Source organism: Occallatibacter sp. (genome assembly GCF_035317045.1).
GTDB lineage: Bacteria > Acidobacteriota > Terriglobia > Terriglobales > Acidobacteriaceae > Telmatobacter.
The window spans coordinates 287,879-313,593 of sequence record NZ_DATHHT010000002.1 but is presented as its reverse complement, the minus strand read 5'-3'; the positions used below and the strand labels follow the sequence as shown (position 1 = coordinate 313,593).

Sequence of the window (25,715 nt, the reverse complement as noted above, 5' to 3'; positions counted from 1 at the left end):
GCTGGATTTTCATCTCTTCGATTCGATCCAGTCCGTAAACTACTTCGGCATCTGATGCCCGACCCCATTCCCGGGAGAGCGCAATGCCTGAGGCCCTTCGACTTCCGCTTCTCGTCATCGTCGCGTTTATTGCGGCCTTGCTGGCCGCCGTTACGGGCTTTGGCGGCGCTGCAGTGCTGCTGCCGATGCTGGTGTTCGTCTTCGGCGTACGTGAAGCCATTCCAATCCTCACGGTCGCGCAACTGATTGGCAATGCGAGCCGCGTCTGGTTCAACCGGCATGACCTCGACTGGCGCGTAGTGGCGTGGTTTGCCGTGGGTGGCGTGCCGATGGCGCTCGCGGGAGGATTCCTGTTCGCGCATGCGCCGCTGGCGGCATTGACCCATGTGCTGGGAGCATTCCTAATTCTCATCGTGGTGCTTCGGCACTTGCCAAAGCTCCCTGCGTTCAAGCCACCGCTGAAGTCGTTCGCATTGATCGGCGCGGCGGCGAGTTTCTTGTCGGCTCTACTGGGGAGCGTGGGTCCGTTGATGGCGCCATTCTTCCTGGCCTATGGACTGGTGAAAGGTGCGTATATCGGGACAGAGGCGTTGTCGACGGTGTTGATGCACGCGGCCAAATTAATCGCGTATCGCCAGTCGGCGATTCTGCCGTTCCACACGGTCGTAAGCGGACTGGCCTTGGGCCCGATCATGGTGGCCGGCTCGTTTGCAGGCAAGCGCGTAGTGGACCGGCTGCCGGAGCGCGTGTTTGTGCTGATCATCGACGTGACGCTGGTGGCGGCCGGGGTCCTATTCGTGGCGGGGTGGAGCAAGCTTTAGCGCGGGATCGCAATGTGCCCAGCGACGGCACGGCCAGCGTGGAAGGTGTTCGCGCGATGGGACGCGCTCTGGAGCATCTGAACCTGGGATGGGCGGTTGCGGGAATTGCGCTGCGACTGCCGCTGGTGTGGCAGTTTGTGCAGGTGATGATGGACGCAAGCGGGCTGGGGCCGCGCATTCCAGCCGCAGCGCTATCTTGCCCGGTATCCGAATCAACGGAACGTTAACACTGGCCGCACAGGACGGCTTCTAGCATGTAGACAGCCGCTCCGGAACAACGGAGCGATTGAGGAACAGCGCGGACCTACTTCAAATAGGCGCGAACCAGGTCGATGAGATCCTCAGCAAGTTCGGGGGCGATTTGTTCCTTGGCTCCGTCGACCAGGTGGAAGCGGATGTGCGTCTCCATAATCTCGCCCATCAAGCCGTTCACGCCGCCGCGCACAGCGGCAAGCAGCATCAACTGGCCGCCACAGTCTTCGTCTGCGCCGACGAGGCGTTCGACTGCATCGAGTTGGCCGCGCAATCGACGCACACGCTGGACCAGTTTCACCTTCTCGCGTTCAAGCAGGGACATGGGAGAAACTCCTGTTTTCTATATACCCAACCAGGGTATAGTATAAACCATAAGGGGGTATATTCCCCCTATCTTAGCGCTGAAAGCTGCCTCCATGAAAGGCTCGCCATGTTCCACCTCCTTTATCGCGGTTCTCATGCCTATTTTTTGATATGCCTATCGCTTTTCGTTGTGGTGGGCTCCTGCTTCTCCCAGAGTCCGAGATCCGTGGATGGCCTACCCTCTGCGCCGGAGCCTTCACTTCAGAGTGCGACTTTCGCGGCTACTTTCGCGCAGAACGGATCTCCAAACGCAGGGCAGATTGCTGCTGCGAAGAACGCATCTGCGGATGTACCGGCGGAACCGGAGCTCACCATGTTTCCTCACCCCGAGGATGCACGGTACTGGGTTTCTGGACAAGCGAACATCATCTTTCAGGGACGGCTTCCCTTTCACTCGCTGTATGAAGGGACGAACAGCTTCCGCAATTCGGCGGAGTACAAGACGTCGATGGTGGGAACCGCGTATACGGCCCTGCGCAGGGATCGTTCGGTTCGCTACAACACCGATTTCATCTTCGATGTGGAATCCGCTGCGGGGCGCGGCCTGAGCCAGGCGCTGGGTCTGGCGGGGTTCACCAATCTTGACGTGGTGCGAAATCCGAATCTTGGTTCAACGCCCTACGTTGCGCGCTGCCAGATTCACCAGGTGATCGGGCTGACCGGCCAGACAACGAGCCAGGAGGCAAACTTTTTCGCGCTTGCTGCGAGGGTGCCGGAACGACGGGTAGAGTTTCGCGTCGGCAAGATGACGCTGCCGGATTTCTTCGATCTGAACTCGGTGGGGTCCGACAGCCATCTGCAGTTCATGAACTGGACGGTGGACAACAACGGTGCATGGGACTACGCGGCAGACACGCGCGGCTATACAGTGGGCGGGATGGCAGAGTACGACGATCGCGCTTGGAGCCTGCGCTACGGGCTCTTTGCGATGCCGACGGTTGCCAACGGGATCGACATGGACTGGGCGTTCAGCCGGGCGCATGCACAGAATGGCGAGTTTGAGTTGCGCAAGAGTTGGATTCCGGAGCGGAAGGGCGTGACACGGCTGCTGTTCTATGCGAATCGCGCGCACATGGGGACATATCGTGAGGCGGTGCAGGCATATTTGACTGGGACAGACGCCACGCCGAACATCATCGCGCACGAGCATTTTGGCGCGCTGAAGTATGGATTCGGCTACAACACGGAGCAGGAGTTGACGGCGAACCTGCGCGCCTTCGGGCGGTTTGGATGGAACGAGGGCCAGCACGAGTCGTTCGCTTACACGGAAGTGGATCAGACCGTGGAAGGTGGTGCGGACTATGCCGGCAATCGCTGGCACAGACCGCAGGACAAGGTGGCGATCGCCGTGGTGTCGAATGCGATCAAGCGTGATCACCAGAATTATCTGCGGCTGGGCGGGCTGGGTTTCCTTCTTGGCGACGGCAACTTGAACTACGGACGCGAGAACATCGTGGAGAGCTACTACACGTGGCATGCGTGGAAGGGGCTCTTCTATTCCATCGACGTGCAGCATATCGACAACCCAGGGTATAACCGCGACCGCGGGCCGGCGTGGGTGGGGGCAGTGCGGACGCACGTGGATTTCTAGCGCGGTCCTTGATCGAGGGCGGGTGCAGCTTTCCCGCGCAGCAGATTGGTGAGATCGTCAAGACGCTCATCGAGCGTATTCAGTTTTCGTGACATTCCCTGGATCTCGGATTCCGCGCGGCGATTGACGTCGAAGTCGAGTTCGCCGCGCAACCGGTCTTTGGTGTCCTGGCGATTCTGGCTCATCATGATGACGGGAGCCTGGATGGCAGCGAGCATGGACAGAAACAGGTTGAGCAGGATGAACGGGTAGGGATCCCACGCTTTGCCGCCGAGGATGATGTTGGCCAGCGTGTAAATCGTCAGGATAACGGCAAACGTGATGATGAAGGTCCACGAGCCGCCGAAACCGGCGACCACATCCGCGATCCGCTCTCCCGTCGTCATTTCCTTTTCGATGATCTCGTTGGGATTGCGAGTCGCGCGCAGCCTCACGAGTTGATGCGCGGCATGATATTGATGTCCCAGCGTCGTGAGCAGGTCCATGCCAGCCATGGGCTTTCGCTGCAGAAGTGTGGAAATGTCATCGCGGGAGATCTCGAGGCAGGTAGAGTCTTCGAGGGCGGAGGCGCTGGTTTGATGAGGCGTCTGCTCGAGCATGGAGGCGAAGCCGAAGAACTCCCCATGGGCGGGTTCATCCACGACCACTTCCTGCTGATCTTCGTCGACCGTAGTGACCCGGACTCTGCCCGTAACCATGACGTAGGCCATGCCCGGGTCGCCGGCTTTGTAGATGCGCTCGCGCGCGGCGAAGGTTTTGAGTTCGACTTGGCCGGCCAGGACGGCTGTCTCGTCATCATCCAACAAGGAAAAGAGAGGAACGCTTTGAAGCAGTTCGGGCTTGCATGTCATGGGGATCTCCGGGATGGGGATGGTGATGAAATCTGGTTGAACGCGGACTGTGGTGCGGCGGGGGTGTGGCGCAGGGGAAAGTCCACTTCAAATCCGACCTGGCCGCCGAGTCGAGGGCTGGCGATGTGGCTGCCGCCGAGGAGCGCGAACGTCACACTCATGAGCTTGGTGAACTGATATGCGCCTCCAGAGAGCGCCTGCAGCTGGTCCTTGCCGAGGCCATTGTCAGCGGCGATCGCAGCATAGAGCTCGGCACCAAGTGTAAGGCGCGGCGTAAAGTCGTGCTGCCAGGAAACTCCGCCCGTGTAGACATGGCCGCGCGTGGTTTGCACACCGAGGACGCCGGTGCTGGTGTTGCCGGCGAAGAGATATCCGAAGTTGGCGTTGAGCCGGGTCTTGTCTGAGAGCGGTTCCTGCGCGATGGAGTTGAGCCAGTAGTCTCTGAGTCCGGAGCCAAGTTCCTGGCTCGGGTCACCGGTTGGAAATTCGAGGTACAAGCTGGCGGAGAGGGCGGGAACGCTCAAAGGGCGTTTGGCCCTATAGAAGTTCCATTTAATACCAGTATCGGCATCTCCGAAACCGATTGAGGCTTGAGATCCCGGTGCGCGGTAGATGGCGAGGTAGGGGAAGTCAACGTCGAATTCCAGCCCATGGGGAAAGCCGTAGTTGAACTTGAAATTGGAGGTGTTCTGGCGAAGATTAGGGTACTGTGCGGACTGCAGTCCGTCATATTCGTTGAAGAACTCGAAGTGCAAGGTTCCACGGTCGGTCACGTCGGCGTTATCCGTGTAAAACGGCATCTGCGCGAGCAGCGGCCCGCAGGCGAAGCACCAGATTAAGGTTAGGAGAAGCCGCCTTGCTCGATGCATGCAGTTGCAGTTCACTATACCCGGATTGGAATCGCATGAAATATCAATGCAGCATTAAAAGCTCCCGGTTGGTCAATGGTCGACATGCGCGTGTGGCGTTGCGAGCGGTCGGGGAGGACGGTCGCACCCTTACAATGTTGATGATTCCGAAGCGAGGTGGGCAGTGGGCGCCGAAGTCGAACCATGTGTGCTGGTATATGACGTGGGGGGCAGCCACATCTCCGCGGCCGTCTGCTTTAAAGAGGGATTTCGGCTGGGCCCGGTGGTTCGGGCGAATCTGCCGGAGGAGCAAACGAGCCCTGCGTTCGTTGAGGTGCTGCACTCGCTGGGCGTGAAGGCGTCGGAAGGCGTGGCTGGCGTGGAGGGTGCGGAACTAGCGATGCCGGGGCCCTTCGATTACGCCAAGGGCATCAGCTGGATGAAACACAAGCTGCCCTACCTTTATGGCGTGAATGTGAGCGAGGCACTGGCGGCAGGGTTCGGATGGAAGGCGAACCAGGTGCGGTTTCTGAATGACGCGGCGGCGTACCTGCTGGGCGAAGTGGGCGCAGGTGCGGCGCGGGGCGTGCAGCGCGTCGTCTGCTTCACACTTGGAACAGGCGTGGGCTCAGGGTTCGCCGTGGATGGCAAGGTCGTGACCGAAGGCAAGGGCGTGCCGCCGGGTGGGGAGATCTGGAATGTTCCCTATGAGGGCGGAATTGTCGAGGACCAGATTTCGACGCGCGCTCTGCAACGTGCTTACAAGGAGCGCTTGGGACAAGAGCGCGAAGTGGCATCGATTGCGCACTACGCGACGGGCGGCGAGCCGGCTTCGATTGAGGTTTTTAAGGAGTTCGGCAGGAATCTCGGCGTGGCACTGAAGAAGCTGCTCAAGGATTTTGCGCCGGATGTGGTGGTGCTGGGAGGCGGAATTTCGCGGTCGGCGTATCTGTTTCTTGCTGAAACCCAGAAAGAACTCGCGGGTACGAATTTCGAAGTGCGGATCGCGCAGCTGGGGGATGATGCTCCGCTGGCGGGCGCCGGAGTCGCGTGGTTTGGTGCTCGCCCATGAGACAGTAGGCAGTAGTCAATCTTCATGAATGGCGCCCGTGACCGAATTGCGATCCTTGAAGAAAACGAATGCCCGCAATGAAGTTGGAGCAGCCCGGTCTTGAACGCGGAGGATTCATGAAGAAGTCGGTCAAGATCGGTCTGGCTGCAGCCATAGCACTACCACTACTCGCAGCAACAGCCATTCATCTCTTCGTGGACGCCAATACTTTTCGCCCGGCGATCGAGAGCAGGCTTACCGCGGCCCTTTCCCGCAAGGTCACCCTCGGCACTCTCAGCCTCTCCGTCATGACAGGAAGCCTGGTGGCGAATGACCTCGCCATAGCCGAAGACCCGAAGTTCGGCCAGACCCCATTCTTCACCGCCAAACGATTACGCATTGGCGTTCAGATGAAGCCGCTGATCTTCAACCGGCAGCTCATTGTGCGGAGTTTTGAGATCGAAACTCCCCAAATCCATCTGATCCGTGCCGAGGATGGCACCTGGAACTTCGCCACCCTGAGCCACGGCCGTGCTTCTCAGAACACGCAGACGAACACTTTACCCGATTTTCCCGTCGGCATCATCACCATCAAAGATGGAAACGCCACAATCGAGAAGCTGCCTTTGCAGCGAAATCCGCAGGTCTACGGCCATCTCGACGTGAAATTGGAGCACTTCTCCCTGGCAGAGGGCTTTCCCTTCACGGTTAGCGCCTCGCTGCCCGGCGACGGCAAAGTGGCCGTCTCAGGAACCGTCGGTCCTATCAATCCGCAAGACGCCGCCTCCACCACCTTCGACGCCCAAGTCACTATCAAGCACCTGGACCCCGTCGTGGCCGGGTACGTCGATCCTGAGGCTGGAATCTCCATGGTCGGTGGCCTCGACGTCCACATCGTCTCAGACGGAATGAATGTCACCAGCGACGGCAACGTTCACGCCGAGCACCTCATCCTCCTCAAAGGCGGCAACCCCGCCCCGCATCCTTTCGACATCCACTATCAAGTTGTTCACTCCCTCATGGACCACGGTGGCAAAGTCTCCGATCTCGCCCTTCAGACCGGGACTGTCGCCATTCACCTCAAAGGCACCTACCAACTCGACGCAAACGTACCCGTCTTCGATCTCAAGCTACTGGCCCAGAGTGTCCCCATCGACGGACTGCAGGCGCTTATGCCCGCCGTCGGCGTAAAGCTCCCCAACGACGCCGTCCTCAAGGGCGGAACGCTGTCGGCCAACTTCGGCATCAAGGGCTCGGCCAAAGACAACGTCATCGTCGGCTCCTACGAGATCGAAAATACACAGTTGGTAGGGTACGATCTTGGCTCCAAGATCGTTGGCATCGCCGCCAAGGGTGGCATCAAGACCGGAGATACCACCGTCATCGAGATCTCCCGCGCCGACATGCGCATAACCAAAGCAGGCAGCGAGAGCACGAATATCTACTCGGTGCTTCCCGCCCTCGGCGAGTCAACAGGCAGCGGCACAGTGTCTCCTTCCGGTGAGCTCAACTTCCACTTGATCTCCAAAGTCACGAGCGCTAAAGGACTCAATAAAGTCGGCGTAAATTTCCTCACAAAGCTGAATAGCACATCTGCTTCCGCCAAACCTTCCACTGCCACCGGTATCCCCATCAATATCACCGGCACAGCGGAGAACCCCGTCATCACCGCGGATGTCAACGGCCTGGTCAATGGCAACGCCGCAACTTTACGCAGCAAAGGCGCCGCCATCCTCAATAAGACCGGCCTCAAGAAGCTCTTCGGCAAGAAAAACAATTCTTCTTCGACCACGCCGATCCAATAGTTACAGCGCGCTACATGACTGGTTCAGACGCCTGCAACGAGATTTGTCCCGGGAAACGCGTTTGTCGCCAGGAGCGATTCTGCTGCCTGTTCTGGAAATGGCACGAGGAGAAGCTAGCGGCTCGCGGGCGATTGCGGCTGCGCTGCAGGCTGGGTTTGCGGGTCGGGCGGAAGAGTATAGATAACCTCGCCGGGCTTGGCGTAATGAAGCTTTTCGCGGGCTTCGTGCTCGATGGCGTTGGGGTCGCTCTTGAGCCGGTCAACGTGGCCGCGCAGGTGCGCGTTCTCCTGCTGGAGATCCTGGATTTCTTTCTTGAGCTGCCTTTCCTGGCTCCGCTGCTGATACCAGGTGGAGAGACCGTGGCGGCCATTGACGACGCTCCAGGCAAAGGCCAGGGCGAGCATGACGGCGAAGAGCGTACCGGCGGGACGCCAACCCTGCTGCACCCAGTGGATGGCTCGCTGACGCAGCGGAATCGGCTCGTCGGCCGCTTCCTTCTTTTCCGTGAACAGATCGGGTTGCTGCATATGGCCTCGGTGGAGTGATGACGCTCAGGGGCTGAAGCCCCACCCTTTTTTGAATCGGCGTTTGCGGCACGACTAAAGTCGTGCCCTTTCAAAACCTCTACTAACCCTGCACGAATTTTTCAGCGGCGGACCGGAGCGCGACCATGTCTTTCTCGTCGCGCGCCTCGGTGTACGCCCGCACCACCGGCTCTGTGCCGGACAGGCGGAAACATACCCACGAACCGTCGTCGAGGATCAGCTTGAGTCCGTCGGTGCGCACAATGCCAGTCACCTTGCGCCCGCCAAGCTCGGTGGGATCCTTCTTCAACTCTTCAGTGAACGCGGCTTTCCGTTCCGGGGTCAAGTGGAAGTTCTCGCGAACGGGATAGAAGGAACCAACCTTGGCAAACAGTTCCTTAAGCTGGCGGCCGAGGCTCTTTTTGCGCGCGGCTACCATCTCTGTAACCAGCAGGCCGGCGATGATGCCGTCCTTTTCCGGCACGTGGCCGCGGATGGTGAGCCCGGCGGATTCTTCGCCGCCGATGGCAATCTTGTCGGCGATGATGAGTTCGCCGATGTACTTGAAGCCAACCGGTGTCTCATAAAGTGGCACCTTGTGATATTCGGCAAGGGCATTCACGAGGTTTGTGGTGGCAACGCTCTTGGCCACGCCGTTCTTCCAGCCTCGCGTTTCGACGAGGTAGTCGAACAGCAGCGCGATGATGTAGTTGGGCTGGATGAACGTGCCGTCTTCGTCGACGATGCCGAAGCGGTCCGCATCTCCATCCGTCGCGATGCCGATCTTGGCGCCTATCTCCTTCATCTTCTTTTTGCAGTTGCCGAGCAGGTGATCGTCGGGCTCGGGAGCATGGCCGCCGAAAAGCACGTCGCGATAGTCGTGCACGGTTTCAACTTCGACTCCTGCCTCGCGAAGCAAGTGGCAACTGTAGCCGCGTCCTGCTCCCCAGAAGGGATCGAAGACGACCTTGATGTGGGAGCCAGCGATGGTCTTGAGATCGACGAGTTCTCCGAGGCGGTGGAGGAAGCCGGGCTTGACGTCAGCGGTCTCGAATCCCCCCTCCGGCGGATCCGCATGAGGGATCTTGCCTTCGGTGTTCGCGTTGATCGCGGCCTCAATCTGCTTCGTCACGTCGGGCAGGGCGGGCGCGCCGTCGTGGGTAGAGAACTTGATGCCGTTGTACTCCGGCGGATTGTGGGAGGCGGTGAAGTTGATGGCGCCAGAAGTCTTGAGGGCGCGCACCGCATAGGCGATAGCCGGCGTCGGCGCGGCGTCCGGGATGACGATAGGGGTGATGCCGGCGCCGGCGAGAATGCTGGCGGCTTCGGCGACAAAGCTCTCGCCGAGGAAGCGCGGATCGCGCCCGACGAGGACCCGGTGTGGCTCAGGCTGCGTTTTGACGTATGCGGCAATGCCTGTGATGGTGAGGCGAATGTTGGCGAGCGTAAATTCGTCGGCAACGATGGCCCTCCAGCCGGAGGTGCCGAATTTAATGACGGAACTCATCGATCGTTCTCCTCAAGCGGCTAGTGCTCCGCAGAATCTGTGCATTAGGATGCGCAAGCCGCAAGGAACATACTGCAACACGGGGACGAAGTCGGCAAGTTGGGGAATACTCATGGAGGGTGGCGAAATTGGCAGGGGCCAATCGGCGACTTTGATTCGGGCGATGAAAATTGTGCTGGGATGTTGGGTCTCGCTTCGTACACTGGACGCGGGGAGAACGAAATGCTCGAATCGAACCCGCAGGCTCGGATTGTCCTGACTACGGAAAGTACGCTCGATGAAGCCAACAAGCTGGGCCGCACCCTGGTAGAGGAGCGGCTGGTGGCGTGCGCCACGCTGCTGCCGGTTGTCCAGTCGATCTATTACTGGAAGGACCACATTCATTCCGCTCCGGAAACCATGGTGATGCTGAAGACGAGCGCAGACAAGCTCGAGGCTCTGGAAGTGCGCATGCGCGAGCTGCACAGCTACCGCGTGCCGGAGTTCCTTGTGATCCCCGTAGAGATGGGAACAAAGCTCTATCTTGACTGGCTAACCGGAGCGCTCAGCCAGCCCAAATAGCAACCCGGAGTTGAGCAACCCAGAGTTGAGCAACCCGCCTTCGCCATGGCCGTCACAAAGGGGCCGGGGCGATTCAGCCCATCTGGTATTCTGAGCTTCAGCTGTGATGCGCTGGCTGATCATCGCTCTTCTGGTTTCGGTCGCAGGGCTGCTGGCGGCGGCAGCGGGGATGGCGCGCCACATCCGGCGACAACGTGCACGTCTGAAACGTCCCTCGTCTCAGGGGGATGCCGCTGCGGGAACGGCCGAAGCATCCGACCTGGAGTCAGAAAGATAAGGAACTAACGTGGAAAATGGGTTTGCGAAGCCGCTAGCTTCAGAGATCGCCAATTCTGGCGTGTCGCATGGGTTGCGTACCGCCGGCATACTGCTGGCTGGCAGCGCGCTGGTTGCGATCTGTTCGCACATCGCGTTGCCGTTGGGTTTCACGCCGGTTCCCCTGACGCTGCAGCCCTTTGCCGTGTTGCTGCTGGGGCTGCTGCTGGCGCCGCGCCTCGCCGCAGCGACGCTGGGCATCTATCTGCTGGAGGGCGCTGCGGGGCTTCCGGTCTTCGCGCCAGGGCTGGTCTTCGGCGCCGGTGTGGCGCATCTTATGGGACCGACTGGCGGATACTTGCTGGCCTATCCGGCGGCAGCGGCGCTCATCGCTTATCTGTGGCGGCGCAGCAATCGTGGATATTCAGCCGCATTGGTGAGCGCGGCGACCGGCAATGCGGCGATTCTGCTGTGCGGGTTCATATGGCTTCTGGTGTGGACGCACGCGGGCGGTTCGCTGACTTCGGTGAAGACGGCATTCGCTCTGGCAGTGCTTCCCTTCCTGCCGGGCGATGCGCTGAAAGTCGTGGCCGCGGCGGCAATTGCCAAGGCATTGGAACGGGCGCGCCGCATCCGTTAATTGAACTCATTCCCCAGGATTGTTTTTTAGTTGAAAGGATTTTCGTGTCTGTGAGCACCAGTCAATCTGAATCTGCAGTTCTCAATTCGATCCGGGAGATCTCGATCGCGCACAGCCCGGATTCGGATGACGCTTTCATGTTCTATGGCCTGGCGACAAATAAGATTCGCGTGCCGGGATATAAATTTACGCATACCCTGTGCGATATCGAAACGCTGAACAAGAAGGCGCAGGACGAAGCGTTCTACGATGTCTCGGCGATCAGCTTCCACGCCTATCCATATGTCCAGGAGAACTACGCCCTGATGGGTTGCGGCGGCAGCGTTGGCGAGGGATACGGGCCGATGGTCGTGGCGATGAAGCCAATGTCGCCTAACGATCTCAAGCGGATAAAGGTAGCCATTCCGGGCACCATGACGACGGCATTCCTGGCACTCAAGATATTCAATCCCGAAATCGAGACCGAGGTTGTCCCGTTCGACCAGATCATTCCTGAAGTGCTCGCGGGCAAGTATGAGGCGGGGCTGATCATTCACGAAGGACAGCTGACCTACGGCCGCAGCGGGCTTCATAAGATCATCGACCTCGGCGTGTGGTGGCGCGAGACCACAAAGCTGATGCTGCCGTTGGGCGGCAATGCAATTCGCCGTTCGCTGGGATCGGAGTCGCACAAGATCATCTCGAAAGCGCTGCGCGACAGTATTCAGCACGCGCTGGATCATCGGGAACAGGCGCTGGAGTACGCGATGCAGTTTGCGCGCGATCTGGATACCAGCCTGGCAAGCCGCTTTGTGAGCATGTATGTGAACGAGCGGACGCTGGACTACGGACCCGACGGACGTGAGGCCATTCGCAAGCTACTTGAAATGGGCCACGAACGCGGCATCATTCCCATCGCGCCCAAGGTTGAGTTCGTCGACTAAGCGCGAGCGTGCAACGTCGGTAATTGGAATCCACAAATTTTTCAGCCACGATTCTGAAGATTCGCTAATCCCGGCCGATGCATTGGGTATTGAGGCAAGCCCATGCTTTTGAGCCGGGATGAACTTGTGACGGCGCTCTTCTGCGAAACCGACCGCGCGCAGCGGCTGAAGATGCCGCTTTCCGTAATCGCCGTCGAGCTTGCGGATTGGGACGCACCGGAATCGGAAGTAAAGCAGGTTAGCCCCGCCGCTGCGGAACGCATCATCGTGGCGCGGATAACCGGAATTTTGCGCTGCTACGACTCCCTGGGCAGATGGGCCAATGGAGAATTCATTCTGTTGCTGCCGGGATGCGCCATAACGCATGCAAGAACACTGGCAGAGCGGCTGCGCGATGAGGTTTTCTTGGTGCCCGTGGAGGCAGGCGGCGTGAAGATGTGCGTGATGGCATGCTTTGGCGTTGCGTCGAGCGGGGGCCGGTCGCCTTTTGTGGTTCTGCGGGATGCACGAAACGCATTGCAGCAGGCCCGCACCGCCGGACCGGGATCGATCGGGTGTTCGAGTGCGGATGCGGAAGCGAACCCCGCTGCATTCCTCATTCCCGTTCTGCAGCGTGAAGACCTTCAATGGTAGCGTCTGCAAGCGCCAAGCGTGTCAGCGTGCTGTTAGAGATACGGGTGGGTTCGCGATCTCCAGGAATTCTTGAAAGACATCATTAGAGAGCAGACGACCCTGAGGGGTGAGCCGCACGGTTTCTCCATCGAAGGTGAGCAAGCTGCGTTCGACAAGTTTTTCGACGGTGTCGAGCGCATGCGCAACCATTGGGTTGCCGAACTCCTGGCGGAGGGCCGAGATAGAAACTCCGCCGTTCAGGCGCAGACCAAGAAACCAGGCCTCTTCGTGCTGGCGATCGGGCGAAAGCCATGCGGTTTCGGGCGGCTGCGACGTATCAAGATAGGCCTTCAGATCATCGTTGGTGGTGGAACGCAGGACGTAGCCGGGCTGCTCGGACTCGTCTGAACGACGAGTCGCCCGCAACATTGAGGATGCATCGAGGCCGAGGCCCAGGTACGGACGGCGCTCCCAGTAGCGCAGGTTATGCCGCGATTCAAAACCCGGCCGTGCAAAATTCGAGATTTCGTATTGAGGCAGGCCAGCCGCAGCAAGACTTTCTATCGCAGTCTCGTACATGCGGGCCATGGTGTCATCGGTTGGAACGAACTCGGCGTGGTAGCGGACGCCGCCGGCCATCAGTTCGCGGCCGAGACGCGAGTCGTCATCCACCTCGAGCATGTAGATGCTGGCATGGGCGACGCTCGTATCGAGGAGCACCGAGACGGACTCTTGCCATGATGCGAAGGTCTGGTCTGCAAGGCCAGCGATCAGATCGAGATTGAGATTAGTGATTCCAGCGGAACGGAGTCGCTCCAGGTCATTGAGGACAATCGCCCGGCTGTGGAGGCGGCCGCTCTGATGCGCTTCGCGATCGATAAAGGACTGTACGCCGAGGCTGATGCGATTGACACCGGCTTGCGTGAACGCGGCAAGCGTGGCATCGGCAATCTGGCCCGGGGCGCACTCGACCGTGACCTCGGCATCAGCCTCAGTGTTGAATTCGGCGCGGATGGCGGCAAAGAGCTGAGCAATCAGATCAGGCTCAAGCAGGCTGGGCGTTCCGCCGCCAAGATAGATGGTGTCGACGCGAGATGGCAGCTCCACGCCAAGGTTTTCGCTCCACCGGCGCGAGGCACGGATCTCCTCGATGAGACATTGAATGTAGCGGCCGTGTTCTGCGGCCGGATAGACGCCTGAACCAAAGTTGCAATAGGTGCACTTGGAACGGCAGAACGGGATTGAGATGTAGAGGCCGAGTTGTTCGCCCGCGGGTGCTGCCATATTCTGATTCTTTCATGCGTCCGGGAAACGGCACAGCCCGCATTCCGAGATCGTGTTGCTTACCTTCGCTGAGAGGTGCTTTCATAGTCCTTCCGCTTTAAAGGGATGTTTCTGGTTGTGAAGGGGTAAGACCATGGGCTTTTCAGGCAAAGGCTTTGTTATCGTCGCGGCTTGCATTTCTCTTTCTGCGGTTGCCGCCGTCGCACAGCAGGCGCACAACGATGCGCTGACTCCAGCACAGCAGACGCTGGAGTTTCCGACAGTGCTGTACGGAGCGGCCTATTACAACGAGTACATGCCCGGCGATCAGGATGCGCGGCTCACAACAGACATCGCCATGATGAAGGCCGCCGGCCTGAACGTTGTCCGCATGGGCGAGTCGACCTGGAGCCTCTGGGAGCCCGAAGACGGCCGCTTCGAATATGCCTGGATGGACCACATCGTTGACGCAATGGGCAAGGCCGGCATCAAGGTGATTCTCGGCACGCCGACCTACTCCATTCCAGCGTGGATGGCGCATCAGCATCCGGAGATCCTTGCCGATCGCATTACGGGCGGAAATTTCGGCGGACCAACCCAGCCCTCGCAGTACGGCATGCGGCAGAACATGGATACGGATTCGCCGGCGTATCGCTTTTATGCGGAGCGGCTGATCCGGCACATCGTGGCGCACTACAACAACAATCCGACGGTGATTGGCTGGCAACTCGACAACGAAACATCGAGCTACGAGGCCGCGAACCGCGATGTCTTCATCGGGTTCCAGCACTATCTCGAGAAGAAGTTCGTGACGCCCGAGGCGTTGAGCAAGGCATGGTTCCTCAACTACTGGGGTGAGAATCTGCACACGTGGGAAGACCTGCCGACGCGCAACGGCGCGCAGAGCACCGGCTACAAGCTGGAATGGTCGCGCTGGAGCCAGATGCGTGTAACTGATTTTCTGCACTGGCAATCGGAACTGGTGCGCGAGTGCGTGGGCGCACGGCAATTCATCACAACCGACTATGGCGGCATGATGAAGCGCGACGTAAACGAAGAAGCGATTGCCGAGTCGCTGGACATTGTCGCCGACAACATCTACCACGGCTCGCAGGATCACTTCGATGGAGCGGCACAGTCGATCCAGGGGGACTTTTCGCGATCGCTCAAGCATGCAAATTTCCTGGTAACCGAGACGAATGCGCAGTCCACGGACTGGACTTCGGCGCACCAGTATCCGCCCTATGACGGACAGTTGCGCGAGGACGTGTACACGCATTTATCCAACGGCGCCAACATGGTGGAGTACTGGCACTGGGCATCGATCGCGGCCAACCAGGAGACCTATTGGAAAGGCGTGCTGTCTCACGACCTGGAACCAAATCGGGACTATGCCGAAGTGGCGCGCACCGCGCATGAGTTGGAAAAGATCGGGCCGCATCTTGTCGGTTTGAAGATTCATAACGACGTGGCGATCTTGTGGAGCCGCGACTCCGCCAATGCGATCGGCTTTATGCCGTTCACGTCTTCGGGCCCGCAGTGGAGTTTTGCCGGGCCGACGGCGGACTATTCTTCGCTGGTGCAGCAGATACACCGCTCTCTCTACGACCTGAACGTGGGTTCGGATTTCGTTTTTCCGGAGACAAAGGACTTCTCCGCCTACAAGCTGCTGATTGTTCCTGGGCTCTACATTGCGGATGATGCGCTGCTCCTGCGGATTTCAGACTACGTGAAGGCTGGCGGCCACGTTGTAATGACGTTCAAGAGCGGATTCGCCAATGAGAATTCCGCAGTGCGATGGGTACGCGCGCCGGGACCGCTGCGCGAAGCCGCCGGATTCAGCTACCAGGAGTTCTCGAATCTCGAGCATCCGGTAAGCCTCACGGGTGATCCCTTCCATGTAACGCAGGAAGGTCAGGCCTCCCCTGCGAAGCCCTTTGCCAATCAGGTCCAATATTGGGCCGAATTCCTAATGCCGGAGCATGCGAAGGCGCTGGCATATTACGATCATCCGTTTTTCGGAAAGTGGCCGGCGATTACTGAAAATCAGTTCGGCGCAGGCACCCTGCTCTACGAGGGTACGTATCTTTCTAGCGAACTTCAGACCGCGGTATTGAAACGCGCTCTTGAGCAAGCAGGACTCGCTGGACCCGATCAGCAGGAACCCGGGTCGGTGCACGTGACGCACGGCATGAATCGGATGGGCAAGCGGGTGCATTACTACTTCAACTATTCCGCCGGCGAGTTGAAGGCGAACTATGCGTACGGCGCGGGAAAGAACCTGCTGGAAGGAAAGCCAGTTTCGAAGAGCGACACACTGACACTGGAGCCGTGGGACTTGGCGATCATCGAGGAGAATTAGGGACGCGAGGGCGCAGAAAGGGCGAAGATTTGTCGTAAAGGAGTTTCAAAGGCTTTCGCGAATGGCGGCGCCGCCACACGCGGCCCGGTGGGATTCTAGCACCATTCCGAGGTATTGCAAGTGGTTTAAACTCAAAGCATATCTATATTATTTTCAACAACTTACACTATCTAAACCAGACTGAATCGAATCCGCAAAACGTACAACCTCGCGGCGAAAACGGGGCATCCCAATGAAGGCCGGCGTTACGTACGCGTACGAGGTGCAGCGCGGCGACCACAGGAGCAGTTCAAAATGGCGAACACACAAGGCTCACAACAAGGACAAGGTTCCAGCAGCGGTACTCGCAGCGACCAGGATCCCGCGCAGAAGGGCGGCACTGGCCAGCCTTCTCAGCAGGGAAACCAGGGCAATCAGGGAAACAAGCCCAATGATATGAATAAGGAGCAGAAGCCCGGCAGCGGCAGCCAGCACTCGGGTGGCTCGGGCTCATCCGGCGGCAATCACTAGAGCTCGCGCGAGTTGACTTGAGCACAAACTGATGCTCTTTGCAAAATTCGAATCTGAAACAACGGCCCACGCTCTCCCCAAAGAGGCGTGGGCCTTTGCGGTTTGGAGTTCATGCGTCACATGCAGGAGACACTTGGTTGGCTATGATCGGTGGGTCCGTCTCAAAAGGACGCATCGCCTAATCAGGGGAGCCTAGAGAACTGCACGTGAGCGAAACAACACAACCGAAATCAGCCGATAAAAAATCTGCCATTCGCACCAGGCTGCACGGCGTCGATCTGCTGTTCAATTCGCGCCTCAACAAGGGCACCGCATTCACCGAAGACGAGCGCGATGTCTTCGGCCTGCATGGCTTGTTGCCGCCGCACATCGGAACGCTTGAAGATCAGCGCCAGCGCCGCAAGCGCGTTCTCGACTCGCGCGATTCGGCCTTTGGCAAATACAGCAACATGCGCGACCTGCAGGACAACGATGAGACCTTGTTCTACTCCATGATTGAGCACTACACCGAAGAGCTGTTGCCGGTGGTCTACACGCCGGCGGTGGGCGAGGGGTGCCAGCGCTTCTCTGAAATCTGGCGGCGCCCGCGCGGACTCTTCATCAGCTATCCCAACAGGCACAGAATCGATCAGATTCTTTCGGATACTCGTTACGACGACGTGCGGTGCATCGTGGTCAGCGATGGAGAGCGCATCCTTGGCCTGGGCGACCAGGGCGCAGGCGGCATGGGCATTCCGATCGGCAAGATGGCGCTTTACACCGCGCTGGGTGGCATACCGCCCGAACATTGTCTGCCAATCCTGCTCGATGCGGGAACGGATAACGAAAAGCTGCTGAATGATCCCATATATATCGGCTGGCAACACAATCGCGTACGCGGGCAAGAATATGACGACTTTGTTGAAGCGTTTGTGACTGCGGTACAGAAGCGATGGCCCAGGATCCTGCTGCAGTGGGAAGATTTTGCGGGAACCAATGCGGCACGCCTGCTGGAGCGCTATCGCGACCGTCTCTGCACCTTCAACGACGATATCCAGGGAACGGCGGCGGTCACCACGGCAACGTTGCTGGCCGCGGTGAACGCAACGGGCGTGCCGCTGTCGCAGCAGACCATCGCGATGTTTGGCGCCGGCTCGGCGGGAATCGGCATTATCGAGTTGCTGATCACCGCCATGAAGGAAGAGGGCTTGAACGACGAGCAGGCATGGAGCCGCATCTACGGGTTCAACCGCTACGGCCTGCTGGTGGAAGGAGCGCGCGGCATCAAAGCAAGCCAACAACCGCTGGTGCGAAAGCGTGCTGACATTGCGGGCTGGCAGCTCACAGACGGCGAAGATGTATCGCTGTTCGACGTGGTGCGCAATGCGAAGGTGACGGTGCTGGCGGGCGTTTCAGCGCAGGCAGGCGCATTCACCGAAGAGATTGTGCGCGAGATGGCGCGCCACACGGAGAGGCCCATCGTTTTTCCGCTGTCGAATCCGACCTCGCAGGCGGAGGCTACCCCAACAGACTTGTTGCGCTGGACCGACGGCCGCGCGCTGGTGGGAACAGGCAGTCCGTTTCCGCCGGTCGAGATTGAAGGCAGGCCTGTGCGCATTTCGCAGGTAAACAATTCCTTCATCTTTCCAGGGCTGGCATTGGGCATTCTTGTCGCGGAAGCGCAGCGTGTGACCGACGGCATGATCATGGTTGCTGCGCGAACTCTTGCGGGATTATCGCCCTCGCGCACGGACAAAACCGCGCCGCTGCTGCCGCCGATTGGCGACTCGCGCAAAGTTGCGCTGGTGGTTTCAGAGGCGGTTGCGCGACAAGCGATGGCGGAAGGGGTTGCGACGATTACCGATGCGGATTCCCTGCCCAATCGGATTCGCTCGTATATGTGGGACGCGGTTTACGTCCCTTACGAGCGCATCGTGAGCTGACTGCCAATCGGGAATTCTGGTCCCTCGCTGGAGAAAAGCGCGCGTCTTCGCCCTTTATTGATAGTATGGGTGCGGCCAAGATTAAACGTTTTATCAACGAGGAAACCATGAACTTCTCGCCTCTGCTTTCCGGGATGAAAATTCCTGCGACTTTGCTTTTGTGTTTTGCATGCGTGACAGCGCCGAGTCTTGCGCAGCGTCCGCAACCCAAGCCTCATCCAACCGGTCCCTGGTCGAACACAAGCCTTTCGCCCGACGAGCGCGCCGACCTTGTGATCAAGGAGATGACGGTTGACGAGAAGATCGCGCTGCTGCATGGCGTGGGTATGCCAACGGATGAGCCCGTCACGCCGGAGAACGCGGCGTCGAATCGCGGCGTGGGCTACGCGGTAGGCGTTCCGCGACTCGGTATTCCGGGTATCGACATGAGCGACGCGGCGTATGGCGTGCGCTCCAGCGGCGTAAACGGACGCTACTCCACGGCGCTGCCGGCCAACGTGGCCGCGGCCGCGAGCTGGGACACCGATGCAGCCTATGAATATGGCGCGCTTATCGGCCGCGAACTGCGCGCGCAGGGCTTCAACATGACGCTCGGTGGCGGCGTGAACCTCACACGCGACCCGCGCAACGGCCGCACCTTTGAGTATCTCGGCGAAGATCCTGTGCTCGCGGGAACGCTGGTGGCACGGCTCATCGAGGGAACGCAGTCGGCCAACGTGATCGGCGACATCAAGCACTATGCGCTCAATGACCAGGAGAGCGGGCGCAACTCCGTCAACATCACCATCAGCAAACGGGCGATGCGCGAGAGCGATCTGCTGGCATTTGAAATCGGCGTGGAGCAGGGCAAGCCCGCGGCGGTGATGTGCTCCTACAACCGCGTCAACGGCGACTTTGCCTGTGAAAATCAATACCTGCTGAAAGAGGTTTTGGAAAAGGACTGGAAGTTTCCGGGCTTCGTAGTTTCGGACTGGGGTGGAACGCACAGCGATGTGAAGGCCTCCGCCGCGGGCCTCGATAACGAGCAGCCGGGCAGGTTCTTTTACGAGCAGCGGTTCAAGGACGCGCTCGATGCCGGCAAGATCCCGCAGGCTGAACTGGACGAGCACGTGCACCGCATCCTGCGCTCGATGTTCGCAGCAGGGGTAATCGATCATCCGCGGCAACGAAGCGTCATCGATCCCTTTGCCGGGTTTGAGACTTCGCGCAAGATCGAAGAGGGCGGCATCGTCCTGCTGAAAAATGAAAAGGCTCAACTGCCATTAAGCGCAGCGCGGCTGAAGACGATCGCTGTTATCGGATCGCACTCCGATGTGGGCATGATCTCCGGTGGCGGCTCCGCGCAGGTCGACCCGATCGGCGGAAACGCAATCAAGGCGCCGGGGCAGGGCGCGACCCGTTGGATGGAAGAAACATGGTTTCCGACATCGCCTCTGAAGGCGATCCAGGCACGTGCGCCGCATGCGACCGTCAAGTACGATCCGGGCACCGATCCAGCGGCCGCGGCGGCAGCTGCCAAAGGCGCCGACGTGGCGGTTGTTTTCGCCTACATGTGGGCCAGCGAAGGCATGGACCTGAAGAGCTTGACGCTTCCTCACGATCAGGACGCAATCATCTCGGCCGTGGCTGCAGCGAATCCGCACACCATCGTGGTGCTTGAAACGGGCAACCCGGTGACGATGCCGTGGGTAGAGAAGCCGGCTGCGATCGTGGAAGCGTGGTTCGCCGGAAGCGATGGCGCGAACGCCGTGGGCAATGTGTTGTTCGGCACCGTGAATCCAAGCGGCAAGCTGCCCAACACGTTCCCGAAGAGTGAAGCCGATCTGCCCCATCCCACGATCACCATGCCGCCACCGGAGTCATCGCACTTCTCCGGACCCGCATCGCCTGAAAAATGGGCGATGGGCTTACCGCCGTTTCAGGTTACCTACGACGAGGGCGTGAAGGTTGGCTACAAGTGGTACGACGCGGAGAGCAAGAAGCCGCTGTTCCCGTTCGGCTACGGTCTGTCGTACACCACGTACCGCTACTCCGGTTTGCAGGTGACGCCGGGCGACAAGGTGAAAGTGACGTTTACGATTGCCAACGCCGGTGCGCGCGAAGGTTCTGAGATTGCTGAGGTCTATGCCGCCCTTCCCGCCGCCGCACAGGAACCGCCGAAGCGCCTGATTGGATTCGCGAAGGTCAAGCTGAATCCCGGCGAAAAACACAGCGTAACCGTCGAGATCGATCCGAAGTATCTGTCGATCTTCGACGAACAGAAGGATGACTGGTCGCCGTTGCCGGGCGAGTACACCATCATGGTGGGTGGATCGTCTGACAACTTGCCGCTGAAGGCGACCGTCAGCTTGAAGTAGTTCGATACTCTGGTTGCCCCAGGTCTCGATTCTGAGACCTGGGGTTTTTCATCTGCCTGCCAGCCGATCCACAGTGGTTCCTCTTACCCCTTCTCGAGCAGCTTCGGATTGGTTTTGTCGATCGTGAGAATAAGTTCACCAAAAAGGGTGTTGGCCCATGCGAACCATTCGCGCGTGAACTTCGTCGGATCGTTCTTGTTGAAGCTTTCGTGCATGAAGCCGGTTCCCGCATGTGTCGTCTTCAGCCATGCGAGGCACTGGCTTTGTTCATTCTCGTCGCCGGTGGTGAGCGCACGCATGATGATCGATATCGGCCAGATCATGTCCTGGCCGATGTGCGGGCCACCAATTCCCTCAGCTGCCGACCCGCGAAAGAAATATGGATTGGCCTCGCTCAAAACGAATCTGCGCGTGGCCTGGTACAAGGGATCGTCTTTAGTACAGGACCCGAGATACGGCATCGCAAGCAGGCTGGGCACGTTAGCATCGTCCATGCAGTTGGCGTTGCCGAATCCGTCGATTTCGTAGCCCCAGATTTCACCTGCGGTGGAATGATGCACGCGTGCGTGCGCATCGAGGGCAGCCTTGATCTCCGTCCGAAGACGGCTGGCCTGGTTTGCCGCGGTAGTGTCATGCAAAATTTCAGTGAGCATCTCTTCGATGCGTTCCAGCGTCTTCACCGCGAAGAAATTGCCCGGAATGTTCAAAGGATAGATGCACGCATCGTCGGACGGCCGAAAGCCGGAGTGGATAAGGCCGATGGGACGCGAGGGGTTGCCATAGCCGTCTTCACTGAGCGTGTCGTAGGGCGAGAAGGCCTCGCGTTGAAAGTGGTAAGGACCGCGCGAGGTTTTGCGCTGCTGAGCCGTGAAGGTTTCGAGGATGGAGTGCATAGCGCGCGCCCACTCGGCATTGAAGGGGCGAGTGTCGTGCGTGATGCGCCAGTATTCATGCGCGAGGCGCACGGGGTAACACAGCGAATCGACTTCCCACTTGCGTTCACCCACGCCGGGCTTCATCTCGGTGTGATCGGTCTTGCTCCATGAGAGCGGCTCTGCGCTGCTGAGATCGGGCATGAAGGCGTTCGCGTAAGGATCGGTGAGGATGCAGCGCGTTTGCCTGCGGATGACGCCTTCGATGAGCCGCGCCAGGTCCGCGTCGGCGGTGAGGAACGGCAGATACGGCCAGACCTGCGCCGAAGAATCGCGCAACCACATCGCGGGAATGTCGCCGGTGACAACGACGGTGTCAGGTCCCCTGGCTGAGTTCGTGAAGGTGACAGTGGTGTCGAGCGTGTTGGGCAGGCAATTTGAGAAAAGCCACGCCAGTTCGGGATCCTTCATGCGTCCCGCGACTGACTCGATCGCCGCATCGACCGCTTTGCTGCGGAAGCGACGTGCCGATGGGGCGGGGCGTTTGGACGCAAACCCGGACTGTGCGAGGGAAAAGGCAGGAACAATTGCGGCCGTGCCTAGTGTCGCAGCCGCGCTGCGAAGAAAGCTACGGCGCGAAACAAATGGAGAAGAGTTCATAGCAACTCGACACTAAGATTTTGGACCGTCATCCATGATAAGCGGTAACGAGGAGCTTCTTATCTAGAGATGCTTCTCGAGGATGGCGAACACCAGATTCTCGCGAAGAGGCTTGCCGAAACGATCGTCGTCGTAGGGGAAGGGCTCCGTCCCGCCGGTGCGGGAATAGCCCCTGCGCTCGTACCACGCGATGAGCGTATCGCGCACGCTGAGCACGCCCATGCGGATCGAGCGGGCCCCGCGCGCTTTTGCAAACTCTTCGGCAGCAGTGAGAAGCGTGCGACCCAGTTGCTGATTTTGAATTGCGGGATCGACGGTGAAGAGTCCGAGGTACCACGCCTGATCGTCCACCGGTTCAAGCCAAACAGTTCCAATTACAGCGCCGCTGTTCGGGTCGCGCGTAATCAGAAAGTGCGCATGCGGCTTGCCAGCGAGATCTTCTCTCAGCAGTGAGTCGGTTAAGCGGGTGCCCTCGATGATTCCGGATTCGATGTTCCAGCTTTCGACTGCGCCCTTGCCGCGATAGGCGGCGTTGACGAGGTTGATGATCGCGGGAAAGTCGGCTTCGGTGGCGTGTTCAAGCTGCATGAGCGATTATTCCCCATCGGGCGGGACCTGTTCCAGCAGCCTCTTCCACGTTTTCTGATTGCGCCGAAAGCCCTTCTTCAGATCCTCAAGGATTCGCTCGAAGTCGGCGTTGGTGCGTAGATTATTCCACGCAGGATTCTTCTGGAACCACGAATAGTTCTCGTTGCCCAGATAGATGGCGCGACGCAACCAGTGGAGCGCTTCGCTTGAATCGCCCTCTACGGCGAAGTACGTCGCCAGGCGATAAGCCATCTCGCTGTCGGCTTCGGCAGCGGCGAGGGTTTCGTCCTTCAGCAGTGAGGCAGCGCGCGTACGCTCTCCCACCTGCACGTAGCACATGGCCAGCGTGGGCACGGCGATGCGCAGCGACTCGTCGTCGCGGATAACGCCCTCAAGGATCTCGATCGCTTGGGGCAGATTGCCCATGCGCATCTGCTGATACCCCGCCGAGGTACGCAGCAGCGGGTGGCGCGGCTCGAGCGCGAGTCCTTTCTCCAATTCATCGCCGGCCAGCTCGATCTGGTTCTGATATTGGTACACGCGCGCGCGATGATTGTAGAGGATGGCGGCGCTGGCGGGGTTGAGCTTGAGTGCGCGATTGAACTCCACCAGCGCCTCGTCGTACATCCCGTCGCCGCGCAATGCAATGCCGGCCACCATGTGTACATTCCAGTCGTTGTGTGCTGCGGCCAGTAGGTTGGCGATGCCATGCCGCGCGGACTCTTTCTCGCCGCGCGAGAGCAGCATGTAAATGCGATAGAGATTCGCTTCTGTAGCCGCGGGATCGAGCCTCAGCGCCTCATCGAAGGCGCGGCGCGCATGCATGACGTGAATCTGGCCGCCGAATCCGTGGCGCACGTATTGGAGTTCGGCGATACCGAGGCCGCTCCATCCGGCAGCAAACTCCGGATCCTTGGTGGTGACGCCCGTAAACAATGCATGGGCTTTGTCGAGGTCGCCTTTGGAGCCAGTGCGCACCATGAACGAACTGAGCAGCGCACGGGCCTGCAGGTACTCCTCGCTCACGGGGCCGGGCAGCGAACCATCACGGAGCGCGCCGCGCGGCGCGTCCATCTGGTCGGCGGCGCCAAGGCCATGCAGTGCTGCGAAGACTTCGTTTGAAATTTCACTCTGTACGGCGATCAGATCGAGCGAGGCAACGCGAATGGCTCCGCCGGAGCGCACGCTTTGCGAGGTGACGTCGAGCAATTGCCAGTTGAGATCGAATCCGTTTTCAGAGCGGAAAAAGCTGCCGGCGAGGACATAGGAAACCAGCAATCGCTGGCCGATGGAGAGCGGATCCATCTGTGCAATCGGAATCGACATGAGCGTGCTCGACGGCCTGACCACGAGCGCCTGGATGCGCGCCAGCCGCGCGGCAATGGCATCGGCCAGCGCATACCCATAAAGCGGAGCGACCTCAATTGCGCCAAGGTTGGCGAATGGCAGCACGACGATGGAGTTCTGCTTTGCGCTCTCGCCCGCCGACTCGCGAAAGCGCTCGGCAAGCATGGAGAGGAAGCCGGTGGTGCGCTTTTCCGCTTCGGCCTCGGTCGTCGGCAGGTACGCAGCTGCCTCACCGGGAATGGCGCCCGTCTCGATCTGCAGCGCCTTCATAATGGTTTTGAGCGCCTCGCGCACCTCGGCGGCGGAGGCATAGCGCGTGGCCGGCGTCTTCTCAAGACAGGTGGCAATCACACTTTTCAATTCCGTCGAAATATCGGGGACGATTTCGCTGAGGTCGACCGGATCGGAGAACTGGATGGCGCGGATCGTCTGAAAGTCCTCCCCATCGGGCCGCGAAAACGGATGACGCCCGCTGACCAGTTCGTAGAGCAGGACGCCGAGCGCCCACACATCCGATTGCGCGCTTGACTGGCCGGTGACGAACTGCTCGGGCGCCATGTAGCGAATGGTGCCGCCGCGCGCGGTGTACGTCGCGGCGACCGATGCGTCTTTCGCGAGCCCGGGTTTCGACGGATCGAAGCTGGCGTCTTCAGGCCGCAGGCGTCGCGCAAGGCCGAAGTCGAGAATCTTCACCAGGCCGCCATCGGTGAGCATCACGTTCTGCGGTTTCAAATCGCGATGAAAGATGCCGAGTGAGTGTGCAGCCTGCAGGCCATCGGCGATCTGGATGCCGACGGAAAGCACGAGTTGCGGAGTGGCTGGGCCGCGCACGATGAGTTGATCAAGCGACTGGCCGGGCACGTACTGCATGACGATGTAGCCTTCGTCGCCCGCTTCGCCGACTTCGTAGATGGCGCAGACGTTGGGGTGCTCGATGGCCGACGCGAGCCGGGCTTCGCGCAGAACTGTAGTGCGCAACTGCTGGGCCGAGAGGAGGCCGGTGCGGAGGATCTTGAGCACCACGGGGCGCTGCAGCAGAGTGTCGTTGGCAAGGTACACCACGCCGCTGCCGCCCGCGCCAAGGCGGCGAATGATTTCATAATGCTCGATGGTCTTGCGTTTCATCGCTGCTTTCAGTGTAGTTGCAGCGTCATGAGGGTCGTATCAATTTCCGGTGAGGAGCTGATATCTCCTGCGCACGCTTCACAAAGGGACGAGGGAATAGTT

Annotated in this window: 23 protein-coding genes; 14 read left to right on the top strand and 9 right to left on the bottom strand. The window is 59.6% G+C overall.

Annotated features, from left to right (window positions below; all coding sequences use genetic code 11):
* Nucleotides 1-83 precede the first annotated feature (83 nt).
* Both VK574_RS01420 and VK574_RS01415 read left to right on the top strand, forming a co-directional pair.
* Complete coding sequence (locus tag VK574_RS01420; protein ID WP_472798013.1) at nucleotides 84-821, top strand: sulfite exporter TauE/SafE family protein; 738 nt, start codon at nucleotides 84-86, stop codon at nucleotides 819-821.
* On the top strand, nucleotides 806-1,048 hold the full coding sequence (locus VK574_RS01415) for a hypothetical protein (protein WP_472798011.1): 243 nt from the start codon (nucleotides 806-808) through the stop codon (nucleotides 1,046-1,048). Before VK574_RS01420 ends, VK574_RS01415 begins: the two co-directional genes overlap by 16 nt.
* Before the next feature lie 77 nt (nucleotides 1,049-1,125).
* Here the strand turns inward: VK574_RS01415 and VK574_RS01410 are convergent, their stop codons facing one another.
* Nucleotides 1,126-1,398 carry a metal/formaldehyde-sensitive transcriptional repressor gene (locus tag VK574_RS01410; RefSeq protein ID WP_472798010.1) on the bottom strand — a complete coding sequence of 91 codons (273 nt, stop codon included), beginning with the start codon at nucleotides 1,396-1,398 and terminating at the stop codon, nucleotides 1,126-1,128.
* 354 nt (nucleotides 1,399-1,752) lie between these two features.
* On the opposite strand from VK574_RS01410, the gene VK574_RS01405 reads away from it, so the two are divergent.
* The gene (locus tag VK574_RS01405) at nucleotides 1,753-3,030 is read left to right on the top strand and encodes a carbohydrate porin (protein WP_472798009.1); all 1,278 of its coding nucleotides are present in this window, start codon (nucleotides 1,753-1,755) and stop codon (nucleotides 3,028-3,030) included.
* Here VK574_RS01405 and VK574_RS01400 read toward each other — a convergent pair.
* Together VK574_RS01400 and VK574_RS01395 are read right to left on the bottom strand one after the other, a co-directional pair.
* Nucleotides 3,027-3,881, bottom strand: a complete 855-nt coding sequence (locus tag VK574_RS01400) for a DUF1003 domain-containing protein (protein ID WP_472798008.1) — start codon at nucleotides 3,879-3,881, stop codon at nucleotides 3,027-3,029. The two genes, VK574_RS01405 and VK574_RS01400, sit on opposite strands and share 4 nt — an antisense overlap.
* Nucleotides 3,878-4,750, bottom strand: a complete 873-nt coding sequence (locus tag VK574_RS01395) for a transporter (RefSeq protein ID WP_472798006.1) — start codon at nucleotides 4,748-4,750, stop codon at nucleotides 3,878-3,880. The genes VK574_RS01400 and VK574_RS01395 overlap by 4 nt, the downstream gene beginning before the upstream one ends.
* Nucleotides 4,751-4,913: 163 nt before the next feature.
* Between VK574_RS01395 and VK574_RS01390 the strand changes: the two genes are divergently transcribed.
* Both VK574_RS01390 and VK574_RS01385 read left to right on the top strand, forming a co-directional pair.
* A complete protein-coding gene (locus VK574_RS01390; protein WP_472798005.1) occupies nucleotides 4,914-5,801 on the top strand; it encodes an ROK family protein in 888 nt (295 codons plus the stop codon).
* 68 nt (nucleotides 5,802-5,869) lie between these two features.
* Nucleotides 5,870-7,585 carry a DUF748 domain-containing protein gene (locus tag VK574_RS01385; protein ID WP_472798004.1) on the top strand — a complete coding sequence of 572 codons (1,716 nt, stop codon included), beginning with the start codon at nucleotides 5,870-5,872 and terminating at the stop codon, nucleotides 7,583-7,585.
* A 113-nt stretch (nucleotides 7,586-7,698) separates the two neighbouring features.
* Here the strand turns inward: VK574_RS01385 and VK574_RS01380 are convergent, their stop codons facing one another.
* Together VK574_RS01380 and VK574_RS01375 are read right to left on the bottom strand one after the other, a co-directional pair.
* Complete coding sequence (locus VK574_RS01380) at nucleotides 7,699-8,112, bottom strand: FtsB family cell division protein (RefSeq protein WP_472798001.1); 414 nt, start codon at nucleotides 8,110-8,112, stop codon at nucleotides 7,699-7,701.
* Nucleotides 8,113-8,212: 100 nt separating this feature from the next.
* The gene (locus tag VK574_RS01375) at nucleotides 8,213-9,616 is read right to left on the bottom strand and encodes a phosphoglucomutase/phosphomannomutase family protein (RefSeq protein WP_472798000.1); all 1,404 of its coding nucleotides are present in this window, start codon (nucleotides 9,614-9,616) and stop codon (nucleotides 8,213-8,215) included.
* Between the two features lie 222 nt (nucleotides 9,617-9,838).
* Here VK574_RS01375 and cutA point away from each other — a divergent pair, with 222 nt between their 5' ends.
* From cutA to VK574_RS01350, 5 genes are all read left to right on the top strand, one after another.
* Nucleotides 9,839-10,177 carry a divalent-cation tolerance protein CutA gene (gene cutA / locus VK574_RS01370; protein WP_472797999.1) on the top strand — a complete coding sequence of 113 codons (339 nt, stop codon included), beginning with the start codon at nucleotides 9,839-9,841 and terminating at the stop codon, nucleotides 10,175-10,177.
* Nucleotides 10,178-10,280: 103 nt separating this feature from the next.
* Nucleotides 10,281-10,454 carry a hypothetical protein gene (locus VK574_RS01365; RefSeq protein WP_472797998.1) on the top strand — a complete coding sequence of 58 codons (174 nt, stop codon included), beginning with the start codon at nucleotides 10,281-10,283 and terminating at the stop codon, nucleotides 10,452-10,454.
* A gap of 9 nt (nucleotides 10,455-10,463) precedes the next feature.
* Entirely contained in the window at nucleotides 10,464-11,072 is a 609-nt protein-coding gene (locus VK574_RS01360) for a biotin transporter BioY (protein WP_472797996.1), read from the top strand.
* Nucleotides 11,073-11,116: 44 nt separating this feature from the next.
* The gene (locus VK574_RS01355) at nucleotides 11,117-11,995 is read left to right on the top strand and encodes a menaquinone biosynthesis family protein (RefSeq protein ID WP_472797995.1); all 879 of its coding nucleotides are present in this window, start codon (nucleotides 11,117-11,119) and stop codon (nucleotides 11,993-11,995) included.
* A gap of 102 nt (nucleotides 11,996-12,097) precedes the next feature.
* Nucleotides 12,098-12,628, top strand: coding sequence for a GGDEF domain-containing protein (locus VK574_RS01350; protein ID WP_472797994.1), 531 nt, complete (start codon nucleotides 12,098-12,100; stop codon nucleotides 12,626-12,628).
* Nucleotides 12,629-12,649: 21 nt separating this feature from the next.
* Here VK574_RS01350 and hemW read toward each other — a convergent pair whose 3' ends face one another.
* Nucleotides 12,650-13,891: a radical SAM family heme chaperone HemW gene (gene hemW / locus VK574_RS01345; RefSeq protein WP_472797993.1), complete on the bottom strand. Its 1,242-nt coding sequence runs from the start codon at nucleotides 13,889-13,891 to the stop codon at nucleotides 12,650-12,652.
* Nucleotides 13,892-14,024: 133 nt separating this feature from the next.
* Between hemW and VK574_RS01340 the strand changes: the two genes are divergently transcribed.
* The 4 genes from VK574_RS01340 (at nucleotide 14,025) to VK574_RS01325 (ending at nucleotide 21,021) form a co-directional block, all read left to right on the top strand.
* Nucleotides 14,025-16,232 carry a beta-galactosidase gene (locus VK574_RS01340; RefSeq protein WP_472797992.1) on the top strand — a complete coding sequence of 736 codons (2,208 nt, stop codon included), beginning with the start codon at nucleotides 14,025-14,027 and terminating at the stop codon, nucleotides 16,230-16,232.
* A 294-nt stretch (nucleotides 16,233-16,526) separates the two neighbouring features.
* Entirely contained in the window at nucleotides 16,527-16,742 is a 216-nt protein-coding gene (locus tag VK574_RS01335) for a hypothetical protein (protein WP_472797990.1), read from the top strand.
* Nucleotides 16,743-16,948: 206 nt separating this feature from the next.
* A complete protein-coding gene (locus VK574_RS01330) occupies nucleotides 16,949-18,664 on the top strand; it encodes an NAD-dependent malic enzyme (protein ID WP_472797989.1) in 1,716 nt (571 codons plus the stop codon).
* 107 nt (nucleotides 18,665-18,771) lie between these two features.
* Nucleotides 18,772-21,021, top strand: coding sequence for a beta-glucosidase (locus VK574_RS01325; protein ID WP_472797988.1), 2,250 nt, complete (start codon nucleotides 18,772-18,774; stop codon nucleotides 21,019-21,021).
* Between the two features lie 83 nt (nucleotides 21,022-21,104).
* On the opposite strand, the gene VK574_RS01320 is transcribed toward VK574_RS01325, so the two are convergent.
* The 3 genes from VK574_RS01320 to VK574_RS01310 all read right to left on the bottom strand — a co-directional run bounded on the left by VK574_RS01320 (nucleotide 21,105) and on the right by VK574_RS01310 (nucleotide 25,613).
* A complete protein-coding gene (locus tag VK574_RS01320) occupies nucleotides 21,105-22,553 on the bottom strand; it encodes a glycoside hydrolase family 125 protein (protein WP_472797987.1) in 1,449 nt (482 codons plus the stop codon).
* 63 nt (nucleotides 22,554-22,616) lie between these two features.
* Nucleotides 22,617-23,141: a GNAT family N-acetyltransferase gene (locus VK574_RS01315; RefSeq protein ID WP_472797986.1), complete on the bottom strand. Its 525-nt coding sequence runs from the start codon at nucleotides 23,139-23,141 to the stop codon at nucleotides 22,617-22,619.
* 6 nt (nucleotides 23,142-23,147) lie between these two features.
* Nucleotides 23,148-25,613, bottom strand: a complete 2,466-nt coding sequence (locus VK574_RS01310) for a protein kinase domain-containing protein (protein WP_472797984.1) — start codon at nucleotides 25,611-25,613, stop codon at nucleotides 23,148-23,150.
* Nucleotides 25,614-25,715 lie beyond the last annotated feature (102 nt).

Excerpts from the sequence above, each read along its gene's own strand:
- VK574_RS01420 (WP_472798013.1), top strand. The coding sequence starts at position 84 with ATGCCTGAGGCCCTTCGACTTCCGCTTCTCGTCATCGTCGCGTTTATT.
- VK574_RS01410 (WP_472798010.1), bottom strand. The coding sequence starts at position 1,398 with ATGTCCCTGCTTGAACGCGAGAAGGTGAAACTGGTCCAGCGTGTGCGT.
- VK574_RS01405 (WP_472798009.1), top strand. The coding sequence starts at position 1,753 with ATGTTTCCTCACCCCGAGGATGCACGGTACTGGGTTTCTGGACAAGCG.
- VK574_RS01400 (WP_472798008.1), bottom strand. The coding sequence starts at position 3,881 with ATGACATGCAAGCCCGAACTGCTTCAAAGCGTTCCTCTCTTTTCCTTG.
- VK574_RS01395 (WP_472798006.1), bottom strand. The coding sequence starts at position 4,750 with ATGCATCGAGCAAGGCGGCTTCTCCTAACCTTAATCTGGTGCTTCGCC.
- VK574_RS01385 (WP_472798004.1), top strand. The coding sequence starts at position 5,870 with ATGCCCGCAATGAAGTTGGAGCAGCCCGGTCTTGAACGCGGAGGATTC.
- VK574_RS01380 (WP_472798001.1), bottom strand. The coding sequence starts at position 8,112 with ATGCAGCAACCCGATCTGTTCACGGAAAAGAAGGAAGCGGCCGACGAG.
- VK574_RS01375 (WP_472798000.1), bottom strand. The coding sequence starts at position 9,616 with ATGAGTTCCGTCATTAAATTCGGCACCTCCGGCTGGAGGGCCATCGTT.
- cutA (WP_472797999.1), top strand. The coding sequence starts at position 9,839 with ATGCTCGAATCGAACCCGCAGGCTCGGATTGTCCTGACTACGGAAAGT.
- VK574_RS01350 (WP_472797994.1), top strand. The coding sequence starts at position 12,098 with ATGCTTTTGAGCCGGGATGAACTTGTGACGGCGCTCTTCTGCGAAACC.
- hemW (WP_472797993.1), bottom strand. The coding sequence starts at position 13,891 with ATGGCAGCACCCGCGGGCGAACAACTCGGCCTCTACATCTCAATCCCG.
- VK574_RS01340 (WP_472797992.1), top strand. The coding sequence starts at position 14,025 with ATGGGCTTTTCAGGCAAAGGCTTTGTTATCGTCGCGGCTTGCATTTCT.
- VK574_RS01335 (WP_472797990.1), top strand. The coding sequence starts at position 16,527 with ATGGCGAACACACAAGGCTCACAACAAGGACAAGGTTCCAGCAGCGGT.
- VK574_RS01325 (WP_472797988.1), top strand. The coding sequence starts at position 18,772 with ATGAACTTCTCGCCTCTGCTTTCCGGGATGAAAATTCCTGCGACTTTG.
- VK574_RS01320 (WP_472797987.1), bottom strand. The coding sequence starts at position 22,553 with ATGAACTCTTCTCCATTTGTTTCGCGCCGTAGCTTTCTTCGCAGCGCG.
- VK574_RS01315 (WP_472797986.1), bottom strand. The coding sequence starts at position 23,141 with ATGCAGCTTGAACACGCCACCGAAGCCGACTTTCCCGCGATCATCAAC.
- VK574_RS01310 (WP_472797984.1), bottom strand. The coding sequence starts at position 25,613 with ATGAAACGCAAGACCATCGAGCATTATGAAATCATTCGCCGCCTTGGC.